At 68.7% G+C, this 17934-nt stretch carries 18 protein-coding genes; 5 read left to right on the plus strand and 13 right to left on the minus strand.

Features of this window, described 5'->3' with window-relative positions; genetic code table 11:
- Window positions 1-121: 121 nt before the first annotated feature.
- Window positions 122-778 carry a DedA family protein gene (locus E3O47_RS01615; protein ID WP_104100010.1) on the plus strand — a complete coding sequence of 219 codons (657 nt, stop codon included), beginning with the start codon at window positions 122-124 and terminating at the stop codon, window positions 776-778.
- Window positions 779-819: 41 nt separating this feature from the next.
- Here E3O47_RS01615 and cydC read toward each other — a convergent pair whose 3' ends face one another.
- From cydC to E3O47_RS01635, 4 genes are read right to left on the minus strand one after another with little or no spacing between them, the layout of a single operon-like run.
- Window positions 820-2565 (minus strand): thiol reductant ABC exporter subunit CydC, encoded by a 1746-nt coding sequence (gene cydC / locus E3O47_RS01620; RefSeq protein ID WP_134419379.1) that lies wholly within the window; start codon window positions 2563-2565, stop codon window positions 820-822.
- Entirely contained in the window at window positions 2558-4222 is a 1665-nt protein-coding gene (gene cydD / locus E3O47_RS01625) for a thiol reductant ABC exporter subunit CydD (RefSeq protein WP_134419380.1), read from the minus strand. The genes cydC and cydD overlap by 8 nt, the downstream gene beginning before the upstream one ends.
- Window positions 4223-4227: 5 nt before the next feature.
- Window positions 4228-5244: a cytochrome d ubiquinol oxidase subunit II gene (cydB, locus tag E3O47_RS01630; RefSeq protein ID WP_104100013.1), complete on the minus strand. Its 1017-nt coding sequence runs from the start codon at window positions 5242-5244 to the stop codon at window positions 4228-4230.
- Window positions 5245-5253: 9 nt separating this feature from the next.
- On the minus strand, window positions 5254-6666 hold the full coding sequence (locus E3O47_RS01635; protein WP_134343360.1) for a cytochrome ubiquinol oxidase subunit I: 1413 nt from the start codon (window positions 6664-6666) through the stop codon (window positions 5254-5256).
- 97 nt (window positions 6667-6763) lie between these two features.
- Here E3O47_RS01635 and E3O47_RS01640 point away from each other — a divergent pair, with 97 nt between their 5' ends.
- The gene (locus tag E3O47_RS01640) at window positions 6764-7150 is read left to right on the plus strand and encodes a BlaI/MecI/CopY family transcriptional regulator (protein ID WP_134419382.1); all 387 of its coding nucleotides are present in this window, start codon (window positions 6764-6766) and stop codon (window positions 7148-7150) included.
- Window positions 7151-7211: 61 nt separating this feature from the next.
- Complete coding sequence (locus E3O47_RS01645; RefSeq protein WP_104100016.1) at window positions 7212-8150, plus strand: M56 family metallopeptidase; 939 nt, start codon at window positions 7212-7214, stop codon at window positions 8148-8150.
- A 220-nt stretch (window positions 8151-8370) separates the two neighbouring features.
- Here E3O47_RS01645 and E3O47_RS01655 read toward each other — a convergent pair whose 3' ends face one another.
- The 5 genes from E3O47_RS01655 to E3O47_RS01675 all read right to left on the minus strand — a co-directional run bounded on the left by E3O47_RS01655 (window position 8371) and on the right by E3O47_RS01675 (window position 12324).
- Window positions 8371-9297, minus strand: a complete 927-nt coding sequence (locus E3O47_RS01655) for an ABC transporter substrate-binding protein (protein WP_104100017.1) — start codon at window positions 9295-9297, stop codon at window positions 8371-8373.
- Window positions 9297-10037, minus strand: a complete 741-nt coding sequence (locus tag E3O47_RS01660; RefSeq protein ID WP_104100018.1) for an ABC transporter permease — start codon at window positions 10035-10037, stop codon at window positions 9297-9299. The genes E3O47_RS01655 and E3O47_RS01660 overlap by 1 nt, the downstream gene beginning before the upstream one ends.
- On the minus strand, window positions 10034-10720 hold the full coding sequence (locus E3O47_RS01665) for an ABC transporter permease (protein ID WP_104100019.1): 687 nt from the start codon (window positions 10718-10720) through the stop codon (window positions 10034-10036). Before E3O47_RS01665 ends, E3O47_RS01660 begins: the two co-directional genes overlap by 4 nt.
- Window positions 10717-11571, minus strand: a complete 855-nt coding sequence (locus tag E3O47_RS01670; protein WP_104100020.1) for an ATP-binding cassette domain-containing protein — start codon at window positions 11569-11571, stop codon at window positions 10717-10719. Before E3O47_RS01670 ends, E3O47_RS01665 begins: the two co-directional genes overlap by 4 nt.
- Window positions 11572-11670: 99 nt before the next feature.
- Window positions 11671-12324, minus strand: a complete 654-nt coding sequence (locus E3O47_RS01675) for a TetR/AcrR family transcriptional regulator (protein ID WP_104100021.1) — start codon at window positions 12322-12324, stop codon at window positions 11671-11673.
- 204 nt (window positions 12325-12528) lie between these two features.
- Between E3O47_RS01675 and E3O47_RS01680 the strand changes: the two genes are divergently transcribed.
- Window positions 12529-13557 (plus strand): phosphatase domain-containing protein, encoded by a 1029-nt coding sequence (locus tag E3O47_RS01680; RefSeq protein WP_233191253.1) that lies wholly within the window; start codon window positions 12529-12531, stop codon window positions 13555-13557.
- 42 nt (window positions 13558-13599) lie between these two features.
- Here E3O47_RS01680 and E3O47_RS01685 read toward each other — a convergent pair whose 3' ends face one another.
- The 3 genes from E3O47_RS01685 to hisD are packed head-to-tail and all read right to left on the minus strand — an operon-like array spanning window position 13600 to window position 16490.
- The gene (locus E3O47_RS01685) at window positions 13600-14637 is read right to left on the minus strand and encodes a quinone-dependent dihydroorotate dehydrogenase (protein WP_104100022.1); all 1038 of its coding nucleotides are present in this window, start codon (window positions 14635-14637) and stop codon (window positions 13600-13602) included.
- An 8-nt stretch (window positions 14638-14645) separates the two neighbouring features.
- Entirely contained in the window at window positions 14646-15164 is a 519-nt protein-coding gene (gene nrdR, locus E3O47_RS01690; RefSeq protein WP_104100023.1) for a transcriptional regulator NrdR, read from the minus strand.
- Window positions 15165-15176: 12 nt separating this feature from the next.
- Window positions 15177-16490, minus strand: coding sequence for a histidinol dehydrogenase (hisD, locus tag E3O47_RS01695; protein ID WP_104100024.1), 1314 nt, complete (start codon window positions 16488-16490; stop codon window positions 15177-15179).
- A 72-nt stretch (window positions 16491-16562) separates the two neighbouring features.
- Here hisD and E3O47_RS01700 point away from each other — a divergent pair, with 72 nt between their 5' ends.
- Window positions 16563-17105 carry a flavin reductase family protein gene (locus tag E3O47_RS01700; protein ID WP_104100025.1) on the plus strand — a complete coding sequence of 181 codons (543 nt, stop codon included), beginning with the start codon at window positions 16563-16565 and terminating at the stop codon, window positions 17103-17105.
- Here the strand turns inward: E3O47_RS01700 and E3O47_RS01705 are convergent.
- The gene (locus E3O47_RS01705; RefSeq protein ID WP_134415202.1) at window positions 17102-17884 is read right to left on the minus strand and encodes a lysophospholipid acyltransferase family protein; all 783 of its coding nucleotides are present in this window, start codon (window positions 17882-17884) and stop codon (window positions 17102-17104) included. The genes E3O47_RS01700 and E3O47_RS01705 overlap by 4 nt on opposite strands.
- Window positions 17885-17934 lie beyond the last annotated feature (50 nt).

A 17934-nucleotide genomic window follows, 5' to 3' on the forward strand; every position in this document is an offset into this window, starting at 1 on the left:
TGGATCGAACGTGGGCCGGTCGTCCTTGAGCGGCCCTGCAGCGACGCTAGCGTATCCCCCAGTCGCGGGGCAAGGGCAGGTCCCCAGCCCCGCTGCGGGTGCACGGCTTAGGCTGTGGGTCGTGAACGATATCCTCAGCTGGATCCTGGATACGGTTTCCAGCGTGGATCCGGTGCTGCGCACCCTTCTGGCCGGACTCGGCATGCTGCTGGAGACATCCGTTCTCGTCGGCCTGGTCGTGCCGGGCGATTCCATCGTGATCGTGGCGAGCACCGCGGTGAGCAACACGGCCGAGTTCCTGGGGCTCGTCGCCGCGGTGATCGTCGGAGCCCTGATCGGCGAGAGCATCGGCTTCGCGCTCGGCCGCCACTTCGGGCCGTGGATCCGGATGAGCCGCCTCGGGCGCCGGCTCGGGGAACGCAACTGGGCCCGGGCCGAGATCTACCTGGCACGGCGCGGCGGCATCGCCGTGTTCCTGTCGCGGTTCCTGCCCGTGCTGCACTCGCTGATCCCGCTGACCGTGGGGATGAGCCCGATGCCCTACCGCACCTTCATGAAGTGGACCGTGCCGGCCTGCGTGATCTGGGCGGTGGCCTACGTGTCGATCGGTTCGGCCGCCGCCGAAGGCTACCGCGAGCTCTCCGACCGGCTCCACTTCGCCGGATACCTCTTCGTCGGCGCGATCGCGCTCTTCGTGCTGCTCGTGTTCCTGGTCAAACGCTGGCTGCACCGCCGCGAGGAGCGACACATGGAACAGCCGGAGCCTCCGGTCGTCTGACCGCACGCTCGGTCGGGCGACCCCTCGTTCGGCTGTCAAGTTCAGCGGGCAGGTCCGGGCACGACGACCCTCGCGGTGATCAGGTCGTCCGGCACCGGCGTGTGTGAGATGAGCAGCACCGCACGGCCGTCCTCCGCCGCCGTGACCAGGATGTCCCGCACGAGCACGTCGCCTTGCGCCTCGTCGACGTTGGCGGTGGGTTCGTCGACGATGAGCACCGCGAAATCCGCCAGCAACGCCCGCGCCAGCGCGATGCGCTGGGCCTGACCGCCGGAGACCAGGGCACCCCGCTCGCCGACCCGGGCGTCGAGGCCCCCACGCTTGGCGGCCCACTCCCCCAGTCCGACCCGGGCGAGCACGGCCTCGAGGTCGTCGTCGGTGGCCGTCGTGCGTGCGAAGAGCAGGTTCTGACGGATGCTGTCGTCGAAGAGCCAGGGACGCTGTTCGCACAGTCCCACCCGGCGACGCACCTCGGCCGGGGCCAGCGTGCGCGCCTCGACGCCGTCGAGCCGGTACGAGCCCGTGTAGTCGAGGAAGCGCACCAGGGTCTGGGCCAGGGTGGTCTTGCCGGCGCCGCTCGGCCCTGCCAGGTGCACGCGGTCCCCCGGCGCCAGGCGCAGGGTGATGCCCGTGACCGCCGGGGTAACGGAACCGGGCCAGCGGGCACCCACGTCGGTGAGTTCGAGCACCGGGTGGGCGCTGACGCTCGTGGTGGACATCGCATCCGCCGGCGCATCCGTCGGCTCGGTTACCGACTCCGCCGGGATCTCCGTGGGGACGCTGGTCGGCACCGCCGTCGCCACCCGCGCGGCGCTGGAGCGCACCTGGCGCCAGACGCCGAGCGCGAGCGGGATCATTCCGAACACCTCGAACACCGCCATGGGCACGAGCACGACCACGACGAAGCCCGGTCCGCTGAGGCCAGCCGGCCCGGAGAGGGCCGGAATGCCGACCTGGAGCGCGGCGACCGTCGCCAGACCCGCGAACAGTGACAGCACGGCTCCCTGCACGCCCACGCCCAGCGACCGGCGCAGGGAGGCCCGGCGCAGCCGGTCGTCGGCCGCCGCAAGGGTGGCCAGGCGGGCATCGAGGGCCCCGAAGGCGCTCAGCACGTCGAGGTTCTCCACCACCTCGAGCACCTCGCCGGCGAGGGCTCCGCGGAGGGGTGCAAGCTGGCGCTCCGACCGGGCGGACAGCGCGCTGGAGGTGACGGTGGCGAGCAGACCGGCAACGAGGAGCGCCAGCGCCAGCGTGACACCGGCGGCGGGGAGAACCAGCCAGACCCCGACCACGCTCACGCTCAAGAGGACCCCCGCCGTGGCCAGAGGCTGCACCACCCGCAGCGGGAAGTCCTGCAGGTCGTCGACGTCGCGCACGAGGCGACTGAGCAGGTCGCCACGGCTCGTGCCTCCGAGGCCGGCCGGGGAGAGCGGCAGGATCCGGGAGAAGATGCCCACGCGCAGGTCAGCCAGCTGGCGGAATGCGGCGTCGTGGCTGGCCAGACGCTCGAGGTAGCGGAACGCAGACCGGCCGAGGGCGAACGCACGCACCCCGACGACCGCCATCGAGAGGAACATGACCGGCGGTTGCTCGGCGGCTCGGGTGATCAGCCACGCCGACGACGCCAGGAGGGCCACCGCGAAGACCGCGCTCAGCACGCCCGCGGCCAGGCCGGGGGCGAACCGGCGGGCAGGCGGCTGGGCCAGGCGCAGGACGGCGCGCACCTCGGCCCGGCCGGCCGGCCGGGGGCCGGCGATCCCGCTCGGGCTGGGTCCGGAATCAGACATGGGCCACCTCGTGCAGGGCAACGATCTGGTCGGCGGCGTCCCGCAGGGCAGGCCGGTGGCTGACCACGATCACGATCCGCCCCTCGGTCGTGAGCCGGCGCAGCCCGGCGACGAGAGAGGCCTCCGCCGCCTCGTCCAGCGCCGAACTGGGCTCGTCGAGAACGACCACGGCGCAGTCGTGGCTCTCAGCGCGGTAGATGGCGCGGGCCGCTGCGACCCGCTGGGCCTGTCCGCCGGAGAGTCCCTCGCCGGCGATGCCGAGTATGGTGTCCGGCTCCAGATCGCCCGCTCCGGCGCACTCCAGCGACCGGGCCACGGTGTCCCGATCGACGGACGCGTCACCGAGCGCGAGATTGTCGGCGATCGTTCCCTGGAACAGTCCCGGCCGTTGCCCGGCCCACGCCAGCCACGGGCGCGGTGTGCCCGGGGTCTGCTCCGCACCGTTCAGCAGGATCCGCCCGTCGAAGGGGACGAATCCCTGCAGGGCGGCCACCAGCGTGGATTTTCCGGTGCCGCTCGGGCCCACGACCACGGCGAGTTCGCCGGGGCGGAAGACGGCGCTGAAGTTGTGCACGGGGGCATCCGTGCCCCGCTGGATCGTGACCTGCTCGAACCGGAGCACGCCGGTATCCGCGGGGCCTGCTCCGGTGCGCGCGCCAGACGGGGCAGTCGAGGCAACCGGGGTCGCCACGGCCCGGGGCCCGGCACCGTCGTCGAGAATGGCGAAGACCTCCTCGGCCGCCGCCAGACCGTCGGCCGCGGCGTGGAACTGGGCGCCGACCTGCCGCACGGGGAGAAAAGCCTCCGGGGCCAGCAGCAGCACGAACAGGCCGACGCCGAGTGCGAGGCTTCCGTCAACCAGGCGCAGCCCGATGGAGACGGCAACGAGGGCCACCGACAGGCTGGCCGCCAGTTCGAGCACGAACCCGCTGAGGAAGGAGACCCGCAGCACCTTCATAGTGCGGCCGCGGTAGTCCTCGGTGATGGAGCGCACCCGGGCGAACTGGCGTCGCTCCCGACCGTAGATTTTGAGCGTGCCGAGCCCGCCGACGAGGTCGAGGAACCCCGTCGACAGCCGCTGCAGGGACTCCCACTGCTGCCGCTGCACGGACTGGGTGGCCTGGCCGATCAGCACCATGAAGACGGGGATGAATGGCAGCACTACGATGACTGTGATGCCGCTGGGCAGGTCCTGCCAGAGCATCACCAAGATCAGCAGGGGCGTGCTGATCGCCGCCAGCAAAAGCTGGGGCAGGTAGCGGGCGAAGTAGTTGTCCAGCGCGTCCAGCCCCTGGGTGGCCAGGGTGGAGACGCCCACACTGGCCCGGCCGCTGAGCCAATCCGGGCCGCGCTCGGCGACGCGGTCGAGAACCTGGCGGCGCAGCTGGCTCTTGACTTGGGCTGCTCCGCGGGTGGCGGCCACCTCGAGGAGCCACACCAGCGCGGCCCGCACCACGATCACGCCCGCAAGGGCGGCCGTGGTGAAGGCCAGCGAATCCTGAGAGGCCCCCGTCAACGCGAGGGTGATGCTCTGGCTCAGCAGCCAGGAGAACGCGATGACCGTGACAGTCTGCGCCAGTCCGAGCAGGGCACCCACCGACAGGAACCACCGGGCGGCGGACGCGTATCGGAGGAGCCGAGGATCGAAGGGGCGCATTCCGTTTAGTGTCCGGCGGACTCTACGTGGGCCGAGACGGTCGTGCGGCTGACCCGCTTGCGCAGAACCCAGTAGGTCCAGCCCTGGTACAAGAAGATGACGGGCATGGCGAACAGGGCGGTCCAGCTCATCACCTGCAGTGTGTACGGCGTCGAGGAGGCGTTCTCGATGGTCAGGCTGTTGGCTGCATCGTTGCTCGCCGGCATCACGTCGGGGAACAGGGACGCGAAGAGCGTCAGCACCGCGAGGGCGATCGTCGCGGCCATCAGCGTGAAGGCCCAGCCTTCGGCGCCCCGCAGGTTCGCCAGGAACGCCCCGATCAGGGCAACCGCGGCGAGGGCGGCGAAGGCACCGGTGGCCAGGCTGCCGAAGGCAAGGGTGGTCCAGACCAGGAACGAGGCGGCCACCACGATGGTGGCCACCCCGGCCTTGACGGCTAGCCTCTGAGCGCGCTGACGGATGTCCCCCTCGGTCTTCAGGGAGATGAAGACCACGCCGTGGGTGAAGAACAGGAGCAGCGTGGTGAGCCCGCCCAGGAGGGCGTATGGGTTGAGCAGGTCGAAGAAGGAGCCGATGTAGTTGAAGTCCGCGTCCAACTGCACGCCCCGCACGATGTTGGAGAAGGCGACACCCCAGAGCAGAGCGGGAACGGCAGACCCGATCACGATCATGAGGTCGAAGCGTTTCTTCCAGGTTGCTTCCGGGCGTTGGTGCCGGTACTCGAATGACACCCCGCGCAGGATGAGGGCGAGAAGGATCACCAGCAGGGCCAGGTAGAACCCGCTGAACAGGGTGGCGTACCACTCCGGGAAGGCGGCGAAGAGTGCTGCGCCGGCCACGATCAGCCAGGTCTCGTTGAGGTCCCAGACCGGCCCGATGGTGTTGATGATGACCCGGCGGTCAAGGTCGTCCTTGCCCAGGAAGGGCAGCGACATGCCGACGCCGAAGTCGAAGCCGTCGAGAACGAAGTAGCCGATGAAGAGTGCACCGATGATCCAGAACCAGAGAATGTTGAGATCCATCATGCGCTCCTAGTAGACCGTGACCTGTGGCTTGACCTTGCCGGAAACCGGGTCGGGTTCCGCCAGCGGGGCAGGTCCCTTCCGCACGGCCTGCAGGATCAACTTGAATTCGACGACAGCGAGGGCGCCGTAGATCAGCGTGAACGCGATCAGCGAGATCAGGATCTCGACGCCGCTGACGTTGGGTGATACGCCGTCCTCGGTGCGCAGGAGCCCGAACACGAGCCAGGGCTGCCGCCCCATCTCGGTGAAGATCCAGCCGACGCTCATGGCGAGAAGCGAGAACGGGAAGCTCCAGATAGCGATCTTCCAGACCCAGGTGGCCTGGGGGCTGCGCCCGCCGCGGGTCAGCCAGAGGCCGACGACGGCAACCAGGATATGGGCGATGCCGAGACCGATCATCCAGCGGAAGGCCCAGTAGGTGATCCAGATGGTCGGGGTGTAGTCGCCGGGGCCGTACAGGCTCACATACTGCGCCTGCAGGTTGTCGATGCCTTCGACCGTGCCGTTGAGGGTGTGGGTCGACAGGAACGACAAAAGGTATGGGATACGAATCGAGAATAATTCGCTGACGCCGTCGGGGGTGCCGAGGGTGAAGATCGAGAAGGATGCCTCGGCGCCCGTCGCTGTCTTGTACATCGCCTCGGCCGCCGCCATCTTCATGGGCTGGGCCGCGGTCATGGCCAGGCTCAGCGAGTCGCCGAAGAAGGTGGTGAGCGCACCGGAGACAACCATCATCCACATGCCCAACTTGAGTGCGGGACGCATGGATTCCTCGTGCTGCTTGCGCAGCAGGTGCCAGGCGGCCACCGAGATGACGAGGCCTGACGACACCATGAAGCAGGCGAAGATCGTGTGCGGGAAGGAGGCCAGGGCGATCGGGTTGGTCAAAAGCTCGCCAATACTGGTGAGCTCGGCCCGGCCGCGCTCCTCGTTGATGCGGAACGCGATCGGGTTCTGCATGAACGCGTTCGCCGCGAGGATGAAGTAGGCCGAGGCGATCGAACCGGCCGTCGTCAGCCAGATGGTGGCGAGGTGCAGGCCGCGGGGCAGCTTGTCCCAGCCGAAGATCCACAGTCCGATGAACGTGGCCTCCAGGAAGAAGGCGATGATGCCCTCGAAGGCGAGCGGGGCGCCGAAGACGTCACCGACGAAGCGGGAGTAGTCCGACCAGTTCATTCCGAACTGGAACTCCTGCACGATTCCGGTAACGACGCCCATGGCGAAGTTGATCAGGAAGATCTTGCCGAAGAAGTGGGTCAGCTCGAGGTACTTGGCCTTGTCGGTGCGCACCCAGGCGGTCTGGAAGAGCGCGACCGTGAACGCCAGCCCGATCGTGAGCGGTACGAAGAGAAAGTGATAGACGGTAGTCAGACCGAATTGCCATCTCGACAGGAGTAACGGATCCAGCCACTCGTTCATGCGCCCTCCAGCGTCATCGGGTTTTTCTACACTGTGTAGAACATCACTATTCTACGAGACGTAGAAGAGTTGATTGCCGCCCGCTAGACTCCCCAATATGGGGAGTTTGGGAGAGCTGGAACGACTGCTGATGGATGTTTTGTGGGAAGCCAAGGAGTCTCTGCCTGCCAACGATCTCCGGGATCGGCTACTCACCCCGACGACCGCCACCGCTAGGCGCAAACCACTCGCCACCACGACCGTGCTCACGTTGCTCTCCCGCCTCGAGACCAAGGGCTTCGTCACCCGCGACCGAGACACCCGACCGCACCGCTACCGGGCCGTGTCGACCCGGGCGGAACATACCGCGGAGCTGATGCACAAGGTGCTCGGCTCTGCTCCTGACCGGCAGGCGGCCCTCGCCCGGTTCATCGGGGACGTCACCCCGCAGGAGGCCGACGTTTTGCGCCTGCTCCTCGGCACCGTACCTCTCGGTCGCGAGTGACCGGCATCCAGTCCCCGCTCCAGTCCCTGCTCCAGTCAGCACGCGTCAGAGCGGCCAAGTCGTGTTCGTCACGGCCGTAGCGCTCATGATCGTGGCCGTGCTGCTCGCCGGTCCGGTCCCGATCTGGCTTGCCACCGCCGACTGGCCGGCCCGCTCCCCCGCGGTCGCCCTGGTGTTGTGGCAGGCCATCGCCCTGGCCGGCGGGCTCTCGATGATCGGCTCGCTGCTCAGCTTCGGGTTGATCCCGTTCGGCGAGAACCTGTTCGAGGGCATCCGCTCGCTGGCGGGCCATCTCGTCACCGGCACATTGCCGGCCGGCACGTCGTTCGGCTCGGTGCTCCTGCTGTGCGCGGCGCTGATCCTCGGCAGCCATCTGCTGCTCAACCTCGCCGCGACCTTTTCCCGCGCGGGGCGCCAGCACCGCAGGCACCGGCACCTGATCGGACTGCTCAGCGACCCTCTGCCGAGCCACTCCGGCACCCGTGTGATCGAACACGACGCCCCGGTCGCGTACTGCCTGCCTGGCGCGACCCGGTCGGCGACCGTGCTTTCCCGCGGCCTTCTGCAATTGCTGAATGCCGACCAATTGCGCGCAGTGATCGCACACGAGCGCGCCCACCTGTTGCAGCAGCACCACCTCGTGCTGCTCGCCTTCAAGTCCTGGCACAGCGCACTGCCGTGGTTCCCGATCGCGAACCGCGCCGAGAACGCGGTCGCCCTGCTGGTCGAGATGCTCGCCGACGACCAGGCCCGGCGGGTCGTCGACGACCGCACGCTGGCCACCGCGATCGCACTGGTCGGGTCGGCACACCAGGTGGACCCGCTGGGAACGGATGTCGAACTCGCCGACGGCCCGGACCATCCGTTCGACCTGGTGACACCCCGCGTTCGCCGCCTGATCACCCCGCCGGCGCCGCTGACGCCCTCCGCCGTGCTTTTCGTTGCAGCCGGCGCCGCCGCACTCCTGCTGCTGCCGACGCTGCTCCTGTCCCTCGCCTGAGCCCGGGCCTACCCGAGCACGCGCCTACCTGAGCACGCGCCTGCCCCAGCCCCAGCCCCAGCCCCAGCCCCAGCCCCAGCCCGGGCCTACCTCTGCCCCTGCCCCAGCCCCTAACGAATTCGACGGAGATTCTCGGCCCCAGAGCCTGTTTTGCTCCAAAACCGGCCCGTAGGCGCAGAATCTCCGTCGAATTGGTCAGGCAGCGCCTGTCAGCTGGTGCCTAGAAGAGGTTCGCCTGTTCGAGCCAAGCGGCCGCGATCTTCTCGGCCGAGAGCTGGTCGTTCACGCTCTCGGAGTTGAGGCCCACCAGGTCCTCGGCGGTCAGAGCGGCACTGACGGCGTTGAGCACGTCGGCGGCCTTCCCGCCGACCTTGTCGGACACGACGGGCACGACGTTGTCCGCGAAGAACAGGCCGTCCGGGTCGTCGAGGGCGACGAGGCTGTCCGACTTGATGTTCGGGCTGGCCGTGTAGACGTTCGTGATCTGGATGTCGTTGTCGACGAGAGCCTTGATCGTGAGCGGGCCGCCACCATCCTCAATGGGCGTGAAGCCGGCGATGGGGATGCCGTACTTCTCCGTCAGGGTCGTCGGTCCGTAGGGGCGGGTCTGAAGTTCGGACGGTCCGCCGACGGTGATCGGCTCGGTGACATCGGCGAGCGACGCGATGTCGGTCAGGCTGTACTTGTCGGCGAAGGCCTGCGTGACGGTCCAGGAGTTCTGGTCCGTGGCCGAGGCCATGTCGAGCACGCTCAGCCCCTCGGGCAGCTCGTCCTGCAGCTGCGCGTAGGTCTCGTCGGCGGTGCCGCCGGCGGCATCTGCATTCAGGGCCTGCAGCAGGCTGCCGCTGTACTCGGGGAAGACGTCGATGGCACCGGATTCGATCTCGGGCAGGTAGACCTCGCGCTGGCCGATCTTGAACTGGCGGTCGACCGTGAAGCCGTTCCCCTCCAACGCCAGAGCGTAGATTTCGGCGATGATCTCGTTCGAGTAGTAGTCCTGCGAACCGACGACCAGGGTGGCGGACCCCTCGTCGGCGTTACTTCCGCTGTCCAGCGGGTCACCGGACGCACACCCTGCAAGGGCTACGACGGCCCCAACCGCGACCGCGGCGACCGCCGCGAGCCGGCCTCTGTGAGCTGTGAACATTAGTGGGTTCCTTTCGTGATGGCGGGATCAATCCCCGGGACAGGTCGGGCTGACCTGGCACGGTCGACTGGGGGACGTTGGGACGCGACGCCTCTGGGAACAACAAGTCGCTGAACAACAGTGAATATTCCCTCGAGGACGAGGGCGAGCAGGATCACGAGCAGTGACCCGCCCAGCATCTCCGCGTAGTCGCGGGTTTTCAACCCGGCGAACAGGAACCGGCCGAGGCCGACATCTGCCACGTAGGCAGCCAGGGTCGCCGTGGCGACGACCTGCAGGGTGGCCGAACGGATGCCCGCGATCAGCAGCGGCAACCCCAACGGGATCTCGACCGTGCCCACGATCTGGCTCTCCGACATCCCGACCGACCGGGCGGAGTCGATGACGGACCGGTCAATGGCCTCGAACCCGGCGTAGGCGCCCGCGAGGATCGGCGGGATCGCCAGGACCGTGAGCGCGACGTACGGCGCACCGAGCCCAATCCCGACCCACAGCGCGACCAGTGTCAACAGGCCGAGGGTCGGAATGGCCCGCAGCCCGCCGGAGGTGGCTACAGCGAGGCTGCGTCCCCGACCCGTATGCCCGATCAGGAAACCGACCGGAATCGCGATCACGGAGGCCATCAGGACCGCCACGAGGGTGAACACCAAGTGTTCGATCGTCCGCGCCGGAATGCCGCCCGGCCCGGCGAAATTGGCCGGGTCGAGGATCCAGTTCACCGCGTCAACGAACAGGTTCACGCGGATGCCTCTGCGATCCGGGCGACCCGGACGGCCCTCCGGTCGGTCGCCGCCAGGCGGGTCCAGGGCAGCAGAACCCGCCCGAGCAGCACGAGGGCGCCGTCCAGCAGCAGCGCCAGCGCCACGGTCAGCACGATCCCGGCGATGATTTCGGCCTGGATACCGCGCTGGAAGCCATCCGTGAACAGGCTGCCGAGGCTCTGCGCGCCGATCACGGCCCCCACCGTGGCGAGGCTGACCGTGCTGACGGCCACGACCCGCAGGCCGGCCAGGAGCACCGGCCCGGCCAGCGGCAGCTCAACCTGCCAGAAGATGCTCCAGCCGGAATACCCCACGGCGACAGCGGACTGGCGTACATCCTTGTCCACGGATGCCAGCCCGTCGGCCACCACGCGTACCATCAGCGCGACGCCGTAGATCGTCAGGGCGATGACCAGGTTGAGCGGCGAGCGAAGGCTGGTGCCGACAATGGCCGGGATCACGAAGAACAGCGGCAGGGACGGGATGGCGTAGAGCAGCCCACTGGCCGTCAGGATCACGCCGCGGCCGGCACGGTACCGGTTCGCGAGCCAGCCCAGCGGCACGGCGATCAGGAAGCTGAGAAGGATCGGCGGCACGCTGAGGATCAGGTGGTCCAGGGTGCGATCCCAGAGCAGGTCGAGATTCGACCAGAACCAGGTCACCGCGGAGCCTGGGGATCCGGGGAGTGCGCGGTCTGCCGCGGCTCCACGAGCACACCGGCCAGGCGGCCCTCACTGTCGAGCAGCAGGTCGGAGTCGCCGCGGCGTTCCAGATGCAGGGCACGCTTGCCGCGATCCGCTCCGACGAAGCTGGCCACGAAGTCGTCGGCCGGGTTCGCCAGGATCTCGGCTGGCGCCCCCACCTGGGCGATCCGTCCGCCGTCACGCAGGATGACGACCTGGTCACCGAGGAGGAACGCCTCCTCGATATCGTGGGTGACGAACACGACCGTTTTGCCGAGCTCGCTCTGCAGCCGGATAAGTTCTTGCTGGAGCTCGGCCCTCACGATCGGGTCGACGGCGCCGAACGGCTCGTCCATCAGCAGAATGTTTGGGTTGACCGCGAGCCCGCGCGCCACCCCGACCCGCTGCTGCTGCCCGCCGGAGAGCTGGCTGGGGTACCGGTCCGCCAGGGTCTGGTCCAGGCCCACCGTGTCGAGCAGGGTGAGGGCCTCGGCGCGGGCCTTCTTTCTCGGCACCCCGCGCAGCAGCGGAACAGTCGCGACGTTGTCGATCACCGTGCGGTGCGGGAGCAGGCCGGAGTCCTGCATCACATAGCCGATGCCGCGCCGCAGCGGCACCGGCTCGAGCTGGGCGATGTCGGCCCCGTCGATCTCGATCGTGCCGCTGCTCGGGTCGACCATCCGGTTGATCATGCGCAGCAGGGTGGTTTTGCCCGAGCCGGAGGAGCCGACGAGCACCGTCGTCTGGCGCGACGGGAGGGTCAGGCTGAAATCGTCGACGGCGAGTGTGCCGTCCGGGAACTGCTTGCTCACCGAGCGGAACTCGATCATGGAAATGGCTCATTTCTCGACCGAAGTCGACACAACACGGGAAGCACGTATACCACCCAACCATCACACGGCGCCGCGAGCCACCGGATCGCGGAATTCCTAGCGAACGCTCGGCCCGTAGTATCCGGCGAGGTAGTCATGCGTGACCACGCGGCACTCTTCGATGAACCGCTCATCGCCCTGCGGGTCGGAGCGGAACGCCCGCGACAGAATCGAGTCGCCCATCTCAACGGCGACCTCAAGCCGGAAGATCAGTTCGTCGCCGCCCTCGAGGCCGAACTCCTCGACCAGCATGCCGGCCACCCGGCGGGCGAAGTAACCCGTGTCGGGGTCTACGACGACAGGCACACCCTGCCGGTCGTCGAAATGCATGATGCGAAACCCCGGCTCAGAGCGGTACAGGTCGACGAAGGCCGTGATGGCCACGTCGACGGCCTCCCACCAGCCCTGGGGAGCGTTCGTCTTCAGCTGCTCCGCAACCCGGCTCCGGAATCGCAGCACCGCGCGCTCGCGCAGAGCCTGCAGCACCGCGACGCGATCGGGGTAGTACCGGTACACGGTCCCGATCGACGCGCCCGCGCGCTCGGCCACCATCGCGGTCGTGATGCGGTCGAAGCCGACCTCGTCCACGACGACGGCGGCGGCGTCGAGCAGACCGGACAGTCGTGCCGTGCTGCGCTGTTGGATCGGCTCGGTGCGGGCCTGCTGGGCCGGCACAAAAGGATCCCCACCAAAAAGGTCACTGAGTGACACTTGTCCTCCTTGAGACTAAGTCACTAATACTAGGCGGCAATGTCCCCCTCGTTGTGACGTGACAGCGTGTCTCGCCCGATTGGGCAGGAATAACCTTCGGCTCTCCGGGCGACCCGACTTCGATGCCGGGTAGCGTCATGCGCGTGCCAGACTAGGGACGTGCCGACATATCCTCGAATCCCGCCCACGGGCACGCCAGCGAAGATGATGCATCGCGCAGCCCGCATCGAGGACTGGCTGCACTTCAAGCGCGAACGCCACGCCCGCAAACGCGGCTACCTGCCCACGGTCATCCCCTATGCCGGCTACGGCACGACCGAGTGGGTGCGCATTCTGTGCCGGGTGCTTCTGGCCAAACCGGCCAAGCCCGGCTCCAAGCTGGCACGGCGCCACTGGCACGCCGACCGCCGCGAGGCCGGAATTCGCGGCTGGCACAGCTTCACGAGCGTTCCGGTCAACGATGTGACGGTGACCATCGAGATCAACGGTTTCTCCCACCGGGTGCAGGCCGACCGCGGGGGCGTGGTCGACACCGTCATTCCGGTCACGCTCACCCCGGGCTGGCAGATGGCCCGGCTGCACACCGACGACACGGCCGCGCCGGTCGAGGCCCCGCTCTTCATCGTGGCCCCGACGGTACGCCGCGGGATCCTGTCCGACGTCGATGACACGGTCATGGTGACCACCCTTCCCCGCCCGCTGCTCGCCGCCTGGAACACCTTCGTGCTCGACGAGCACGCCCGAGTTCCCACGCCGGGCATGGCGGTCCTCCTCGACCGCCTCGCCGCGGTCAACGAGGGTGCCCCGATGATCTACCTGTCGACCGGGGCCTGGAACGTCGCCCCGACCCTGACCCGGTTCCTGAACCGCAACCTGTACCCGTCGGGGGCTCTCCTGCTCACCGACTGGGGTCCGACCCACGACCGCTGGTTCCGGAGCGGCCAGGACCACAAGAGGGCCAACCTGCGCCGTCTGGCCCAGGAATTCCCGGAGATCCGCTGGATCCTGTTCGGCGACGACGGCCAGCACGATGAGGCCATCTACAGCGAGTTCCAGCGAGACTTCCCCGACAATGTCGAGGCCGTCGCGATCCGCCAGCTCTCCCCCAGCCAGGCCGTTCTGGCCGGTCGCCGGGCGAAGGATGCCGCGCCCGCGCCCCGCGATCCCCGCTGGGTGTACGGGCCGGACGGCTCGGCCCTGGCCCGGCAGCTCGCGGACCGCGGTCTGATCTAGGCGCGACGGCGTGTTGCGGGCTCGACGGCCTGTCTCAGTTCTCTACAGTTCTGCGGCGAGGATGCGGTCGAGGCCACGGTTGATCTGGCGAGCCCAGAGCGGCCCTCGATAGAGGAACCCGGTGTAGCCCTGAACGAGCGTCGCGCCCGCGGCGAGGCGCTCGGCCACGTGTTCCGCGGTCTCCACGCCGCCGACCGAGATCACGCACAGCTCGCGGGGCACAGCGGCCCGGATCACGCGCAGCACGGCCAGGGACCGCGCCTGGAGCGGGGCACCGGAGAGACCGCCGGCGCCGGCAGCCTCGACGGTTGCGGCATCCGTTTTCAGTCCGGCGCGGGAAATCGTGGTGTTCGTGGCGATGATGCCGTCGAGACCCAGCTCCACCACGAGTTCGGAGATTCGGGTCACTTCAGCATCGGCGAGGTCGGGGGCGATTTTTACCAGCAGGGGCGTGGCGCCGGCCTCGGTCTTGACCGCCCGAAGCAGCGGGGCGAGCCGGTCGAGTTCCTGCAGTCCGCGTAGCCCGGGCGTGTTGGGCGAGCTGACGTTCACGACGAGGTAGTCGGCCAGGGGCGCGAGCAGCGCGGCGCTGACCAGGTAGTCGGCGGTGGCGTCCTCGACCGCGGTGACGCGGCTCTTGCCGATGTTGATGCCGAGGACCGGGCGACCGGCAGCGGTGCGAACGTGCGCGAGGCGCACCCGGGCGGCGCGGGCACCGGCGTTGTTGAAGCCCATCCGGTTGACGACCGCGCGGTCGGGGATCAGGCGGAACAGGCGCGGTTTCGGGTTTCCGGGCTGAGGAACGGCGGTGATGGTGCCGACCTCCACGTGCCCGAACCCGAGCTGGCCGAGCCCGAGCACGGCTTCACCGTCTTTGTCGAAGCCGGCGGCCACGCCGAACGGCGACTGGAATCGCAGACCCAGGGTTTGGACACCGAGGTCGGTGCGCGGGCGCGTGAAGCGGTGCACGACCCGGCCGACACCGAACGCGGGCAGCGCCCGGATCACGGTGAAGGCGAGGTGGTGGGCTCGTTCGGGGTCGAGGCGGGTCAGGAACAGCGAGAAGATCAGCGGGTACACGGCGCCGCCTACGACTCGGACGGGTGTGCGGCGCCCGCGCCGCTGCCCTGCTCGGGGCGGGAGCCGTGTTCGGTGCGGGATCCGTGTTCGGTGCGCAGCCGGGCGATCGCGGTCTCGAAATCCTCGAGCGAATCGAATGCCTGGTAGACACTCGCGAAGCGGAGATAGGCCACCTCATCAAGTTCGCGCAGCGGCGGCAGGATCGCGAGGCCGACCTCGTTCGCCTTCACCTGCGACGCGCCGGTCTGCCGGATGGTCTCCTCCACCCGCTGGGCAAGCATGGCCAGGTCGGAATCCGTTACCGGACGACCTTGGCAGGCCTTGCGCACGCCGGCCACGATCTTGTCGCGACTGAACGGCTCGACGACCCCGCTGCGCTTGACGATGTTCAGGCTGGCGGTCTCGGTGGTACTGAACCTCCGGCCGCATTCAGGGCACTGTCGACGCCGGCGAATGGAAAGTCCGTCGTCGCTCGTGCGCGAGTCGATGACTCGGGAGTCCGGGTGGCGGCAGAACGGGCAGAACATCGTGTGACCAGCTTACAGCGCCGTCGTGAAACGGGCCGTGACGGCGTCGCCGTGCGCGGGCAGCGCCTCCGCCGTGGACAGGGCCGCGATGTGGTCCGCGACCTCGCGCAGTGCCTCCCGGCTGTACGTGACGACCTGCTGGGGCCTCAGGAAGGTGTAGGCGCCGAGTCCGGAGGAGAACCGGGCCTGCCCTCCCGTCGGCAGCACGTGGTTCGAGCCGGCCACGTAGTCGCCGAGGCTCACGGGCGAATGAGGGCCGAGGAAGATGGCGCCGGCGTTCTCGATCAGCGCGAGCACGGCATCAGGGTCGCTCGTCTGGATCTCGAGGTGCTCGGGACCGAACGCGTTGCTGAACGCGGCCGCGGCGTCGAGGTCGTCCACGAGCACGATCCCCGACTGGCGCCCGTTCAGGGACGCGGTGACACGGATGCTGTGGGTCGTGCTCTGCATCAGGTCGACCAGGTGCAGATTGACGGCGTCGGCGAGCTCGGCCGAATCGGTGACCAGCATGGCGGCGGCCAGCTCGTCGTGCTCGGCCTGGCTGACCAGGTCGGCCGCGACGATGCGGGGGTCGGCGGTCTCATCCGCGATGACCAGAATGTCGGTAGGGCCGGCCTCGGAGTCGATGCCGGTCACCCCGCGCACGAGCCGCTTGGCGGCGGCCACATAGACGTTGCCGGGGCCGGTGACGAGCTGCACCGGGTCCAGGCCGAGCCCCGGAACGCCGTAGGCGAAGGCGCCGACCGCGCCGGCCCCGCCCATGGCGTAGATTTCGTCGATGCCGAGCAGGCTCGCCACGGCGAGGATGGTGGGGTGCACGCGTCCGTCGAAGTCGCTCTGCGGCGGCGACGCCAGCGCGATCGAGGAGACGCCGGCGATCTGAGCCGGAACCACGTTCATCACGACGCTCGACGGGTAGACGGCCTTGCCGCCGGGAACGTACAGGCCGACCCGGTTGATCGGCTGCCAGCGCTGCGTGATGGTGGCGCCGTCTGCGATCGTGGTGGTCACCTGCGGCGGCACTTGGGCCGCGCTGGCGATGCGCACGCGACGGATGGTCTCCTCGATGGCCGTGCGCACCGTCGGGTCGAGCCCGGCCAGTGCCTCGGTGACGTGGGACGCAGGAACCCGCACATGGGACGGACGCACCCGGTCGAGGCGTTCCGCCTGGTCGCGGAGGGCATCCTCGCCTCTGGCCCGCACATCGTTGATTAATTCGGCTGCGACGTCGCTGGCCGCGGTCACGTCGGTGAGCGCACGCGGGACGGCTGCAAGCAATTCCGCCGGAGTGGGCCGGGTCCCTCGGAGGTCAATAGTCTGGATCATCGCGTTCCAGCCTAGCCATCAACTCCCGTGCACCGGGAATAGGCTCAATGGCGAGGAGATTGATTCAGTCACATGAGCGACACCGAAGTACCCCAGCCCGCCACCGTACCGCTGGCCGAAGATCCCAATGCACCGTTGGACCTGGCCGCCTTCAAACATTCCTTCCGGCGTCACGCCGCCGGTGTCGCGGTGATCACCGCGCTGCGCCCGGACGGCGCCCCGGTGGGATTCACCGCCACCTCGCTGGCGTCGCTGTCGTCGGTTCCGCCGCTGGCCACCTTCAACATGGCCCGGTCAGCCAGCACCTGGCCGGCGATCGCCGAGAGCGACCGGGTCGTCATCCACATCCTCGGGGCGCACAATCGTGCCGTCGCCGAGGTGATGTCGGGTCCCGCGAACCAGCGCTTCATCGGCGACCACTGGCAGCCCGGACCCCACGGCCTGCCTGTGCTGAAGGGCGTCACCTCGTGGATGGTCGGGCGAATCATCGAACGCACACTGGTGCACAACAGCGCCGTCGTGGTCGTGAAGATCGAGGAAGGCGGCATGGGCGAGAACGACGAGGCCCTGCTGTACTACGAGCGCACCTACCGCGTGCCCGGCGCCCCGGCCTAGCCCCTGGACGGGGCTGCGCCGGCCTCGTCGCGACGCCGGCGCCGCTCGGCCTCGGCAACGGCGGCCTCCTCCGGTGTGGGCGCGGTGCCGCCCAGGTGCCGCGGCTGCCACCACTGGCCGGCGCCGTCCACCGGATAGGCTTTCTGCAGTTTGTCGACGAGACCCTGCAGTGTGTCGTGGAGTGCCAGCGTCATCGGCTGCGTGCCCTCCCCCGCCGCGACCGTGAACGGCTCGCCGACGGCGAAGCGGATGGGCACGTCGAACAGCTCGCGCAGGGCCGGCTTGTGGTTCTTCGTGAGCACGCGGTGCCCGCCCCAGACCGCGATCGGGATCACGGGGACCCCGGCCTCGGCGGCCATCCGGATGGCACCCGACTTCAACTCGCGTACGGTGAAGGAGGCGTTCACGCCGCCTTCCGGAAACACGCCGAGCAGTTCGCCCGCCCGCAGCGCGGTCACGGCTTGGCCGTAAGCCTCCGCCCCTGCCTTCATGTCGACCGAGATATGACGCATGCCGCGCAGCAGCACGCCCACGAGCTTCTGGTCGAACGCGCCCTTCTTGGCCATAAAACGGATGTGACGTCGGTTCTTTTGCCACAGCATCCACTCGACCAGGGCGAAGTCCATGTAGCCGAAGTGGGTGATCGCCAGCACCGCCCCCCCGGTGTCCGGAAGATTCTTCAGACCGGTCACGGATGGCTTCAGCCGCAGCAGGCCGAACACGGCCCGCCCGGCCAGAATCGCCGTGGTGTACAGAGGTTCCCGAGTGCCTGTGCTCATACCTCAAGGCTACGACCCGCGTGCGGGTTTCCGCGTCCGTCCCACGAGCC

Origin of the sequence: Cryobacterium sp. TMT2-17-1 (assembly GCF_004402765.1) — a bacterium.
Lineage (GTDB): Bacteria > Actinomycetota > Actinomycetes > Actinomycetales > Microbacteriaceae > Cryobacterium > Cryobacterium sandaracinum.

What these genes read in the sequence shown, in the direction of transcription:
- cydC (WP_134419379.1), bottom strand. Translation starts at nt 2,565, where the DNA reads ATGTCTGATTCCGGACCCAGCCCGAGCGGGATCGCCGGCCCCCGGCCG.
- cydD (WP_134419380.1), bottom strand. Translation starts at nt 4,222, where the DNA reads ATGCGCCCCTTCGATCCTCGGCTCCTCCGATACGCGTCCGCCGCCCGG.
- cydB (WP_104100013.1), bottom strand. Translation starts at nt 5,244, where the DNA reads ATGGATCTCAACATTCTCTGGTTCTGGATCATCGGTGCACTCTTCATC.
- E3O47_RS01635 (WP_134343360.1), bottom strand. Translation starts at nt 6,666, where the DNA reads ATGAACGAGTGGCTGGATCCGTTACTCCTGTCGAGATGGCAATTCGGT.
- E3O47_RS01640 (WP_134419382.1), top strand. Translation starts at nt 6,764, where the DNA reads ATGGGGAGTTTGGGAGAGCTGGAACGACTGCTGATGGATGTTTTGTGG.
- E3O47_RS01655 (WP_104100017.1), bottom strand. Translation starts at nt 9,297, where the DNA reads ATGTTCACAGCTCACAGAGGCCGGCTCGCGGCGGTCGCCGCGGTCGCG.
- E3O47_RS01670 (WP_104100020.1), bottom strand. Translation starts at nt 11,571, where the DNA reads ATGATCGAGTTCCGCTCGGTGAGCAAGCAGTTCCCGGACGGCACACTC.
- E3O47_RS01680 (WP_233191253.1), top strand. Translation starts at nt 12,529, where the DNA reads ATGATGCATCGCGCAGCCCGCATCGAGGACTGGCTGCACTTCAAGCGC.
- nrdR (WP_104100023.1), bottom strand. Translation starts at nt 15,164, where the DNA reads ATGTTCTGCCCGTTCTGCCGCCACCCGGACTCCCGAGTCATCGACTCG.
- hisD (WP_104100024.1), bottom strand. Translation starts at nt 16,490, where the DNA reads ATGATCCAGACTATTGACCTCCGAGGGACCCGGCCCACTCCGGCGGAA.
- E3O47_RS01700 (WP_104100025.1), top strand. Translation starts at nt 16,563, where the DNA reads ATGAGCGACACCGAAGTACCCCAGCCCGCCACCGTACCGCTGGCCGAA.
- E3O47_RS01705 (WP_134415202.1), bottom strand. Translation starts at nt 17,884, where the DNA reads ATGAGCACAGGCACTCGGGAACCTCTGTACACCACGGCGATTCTGGCC.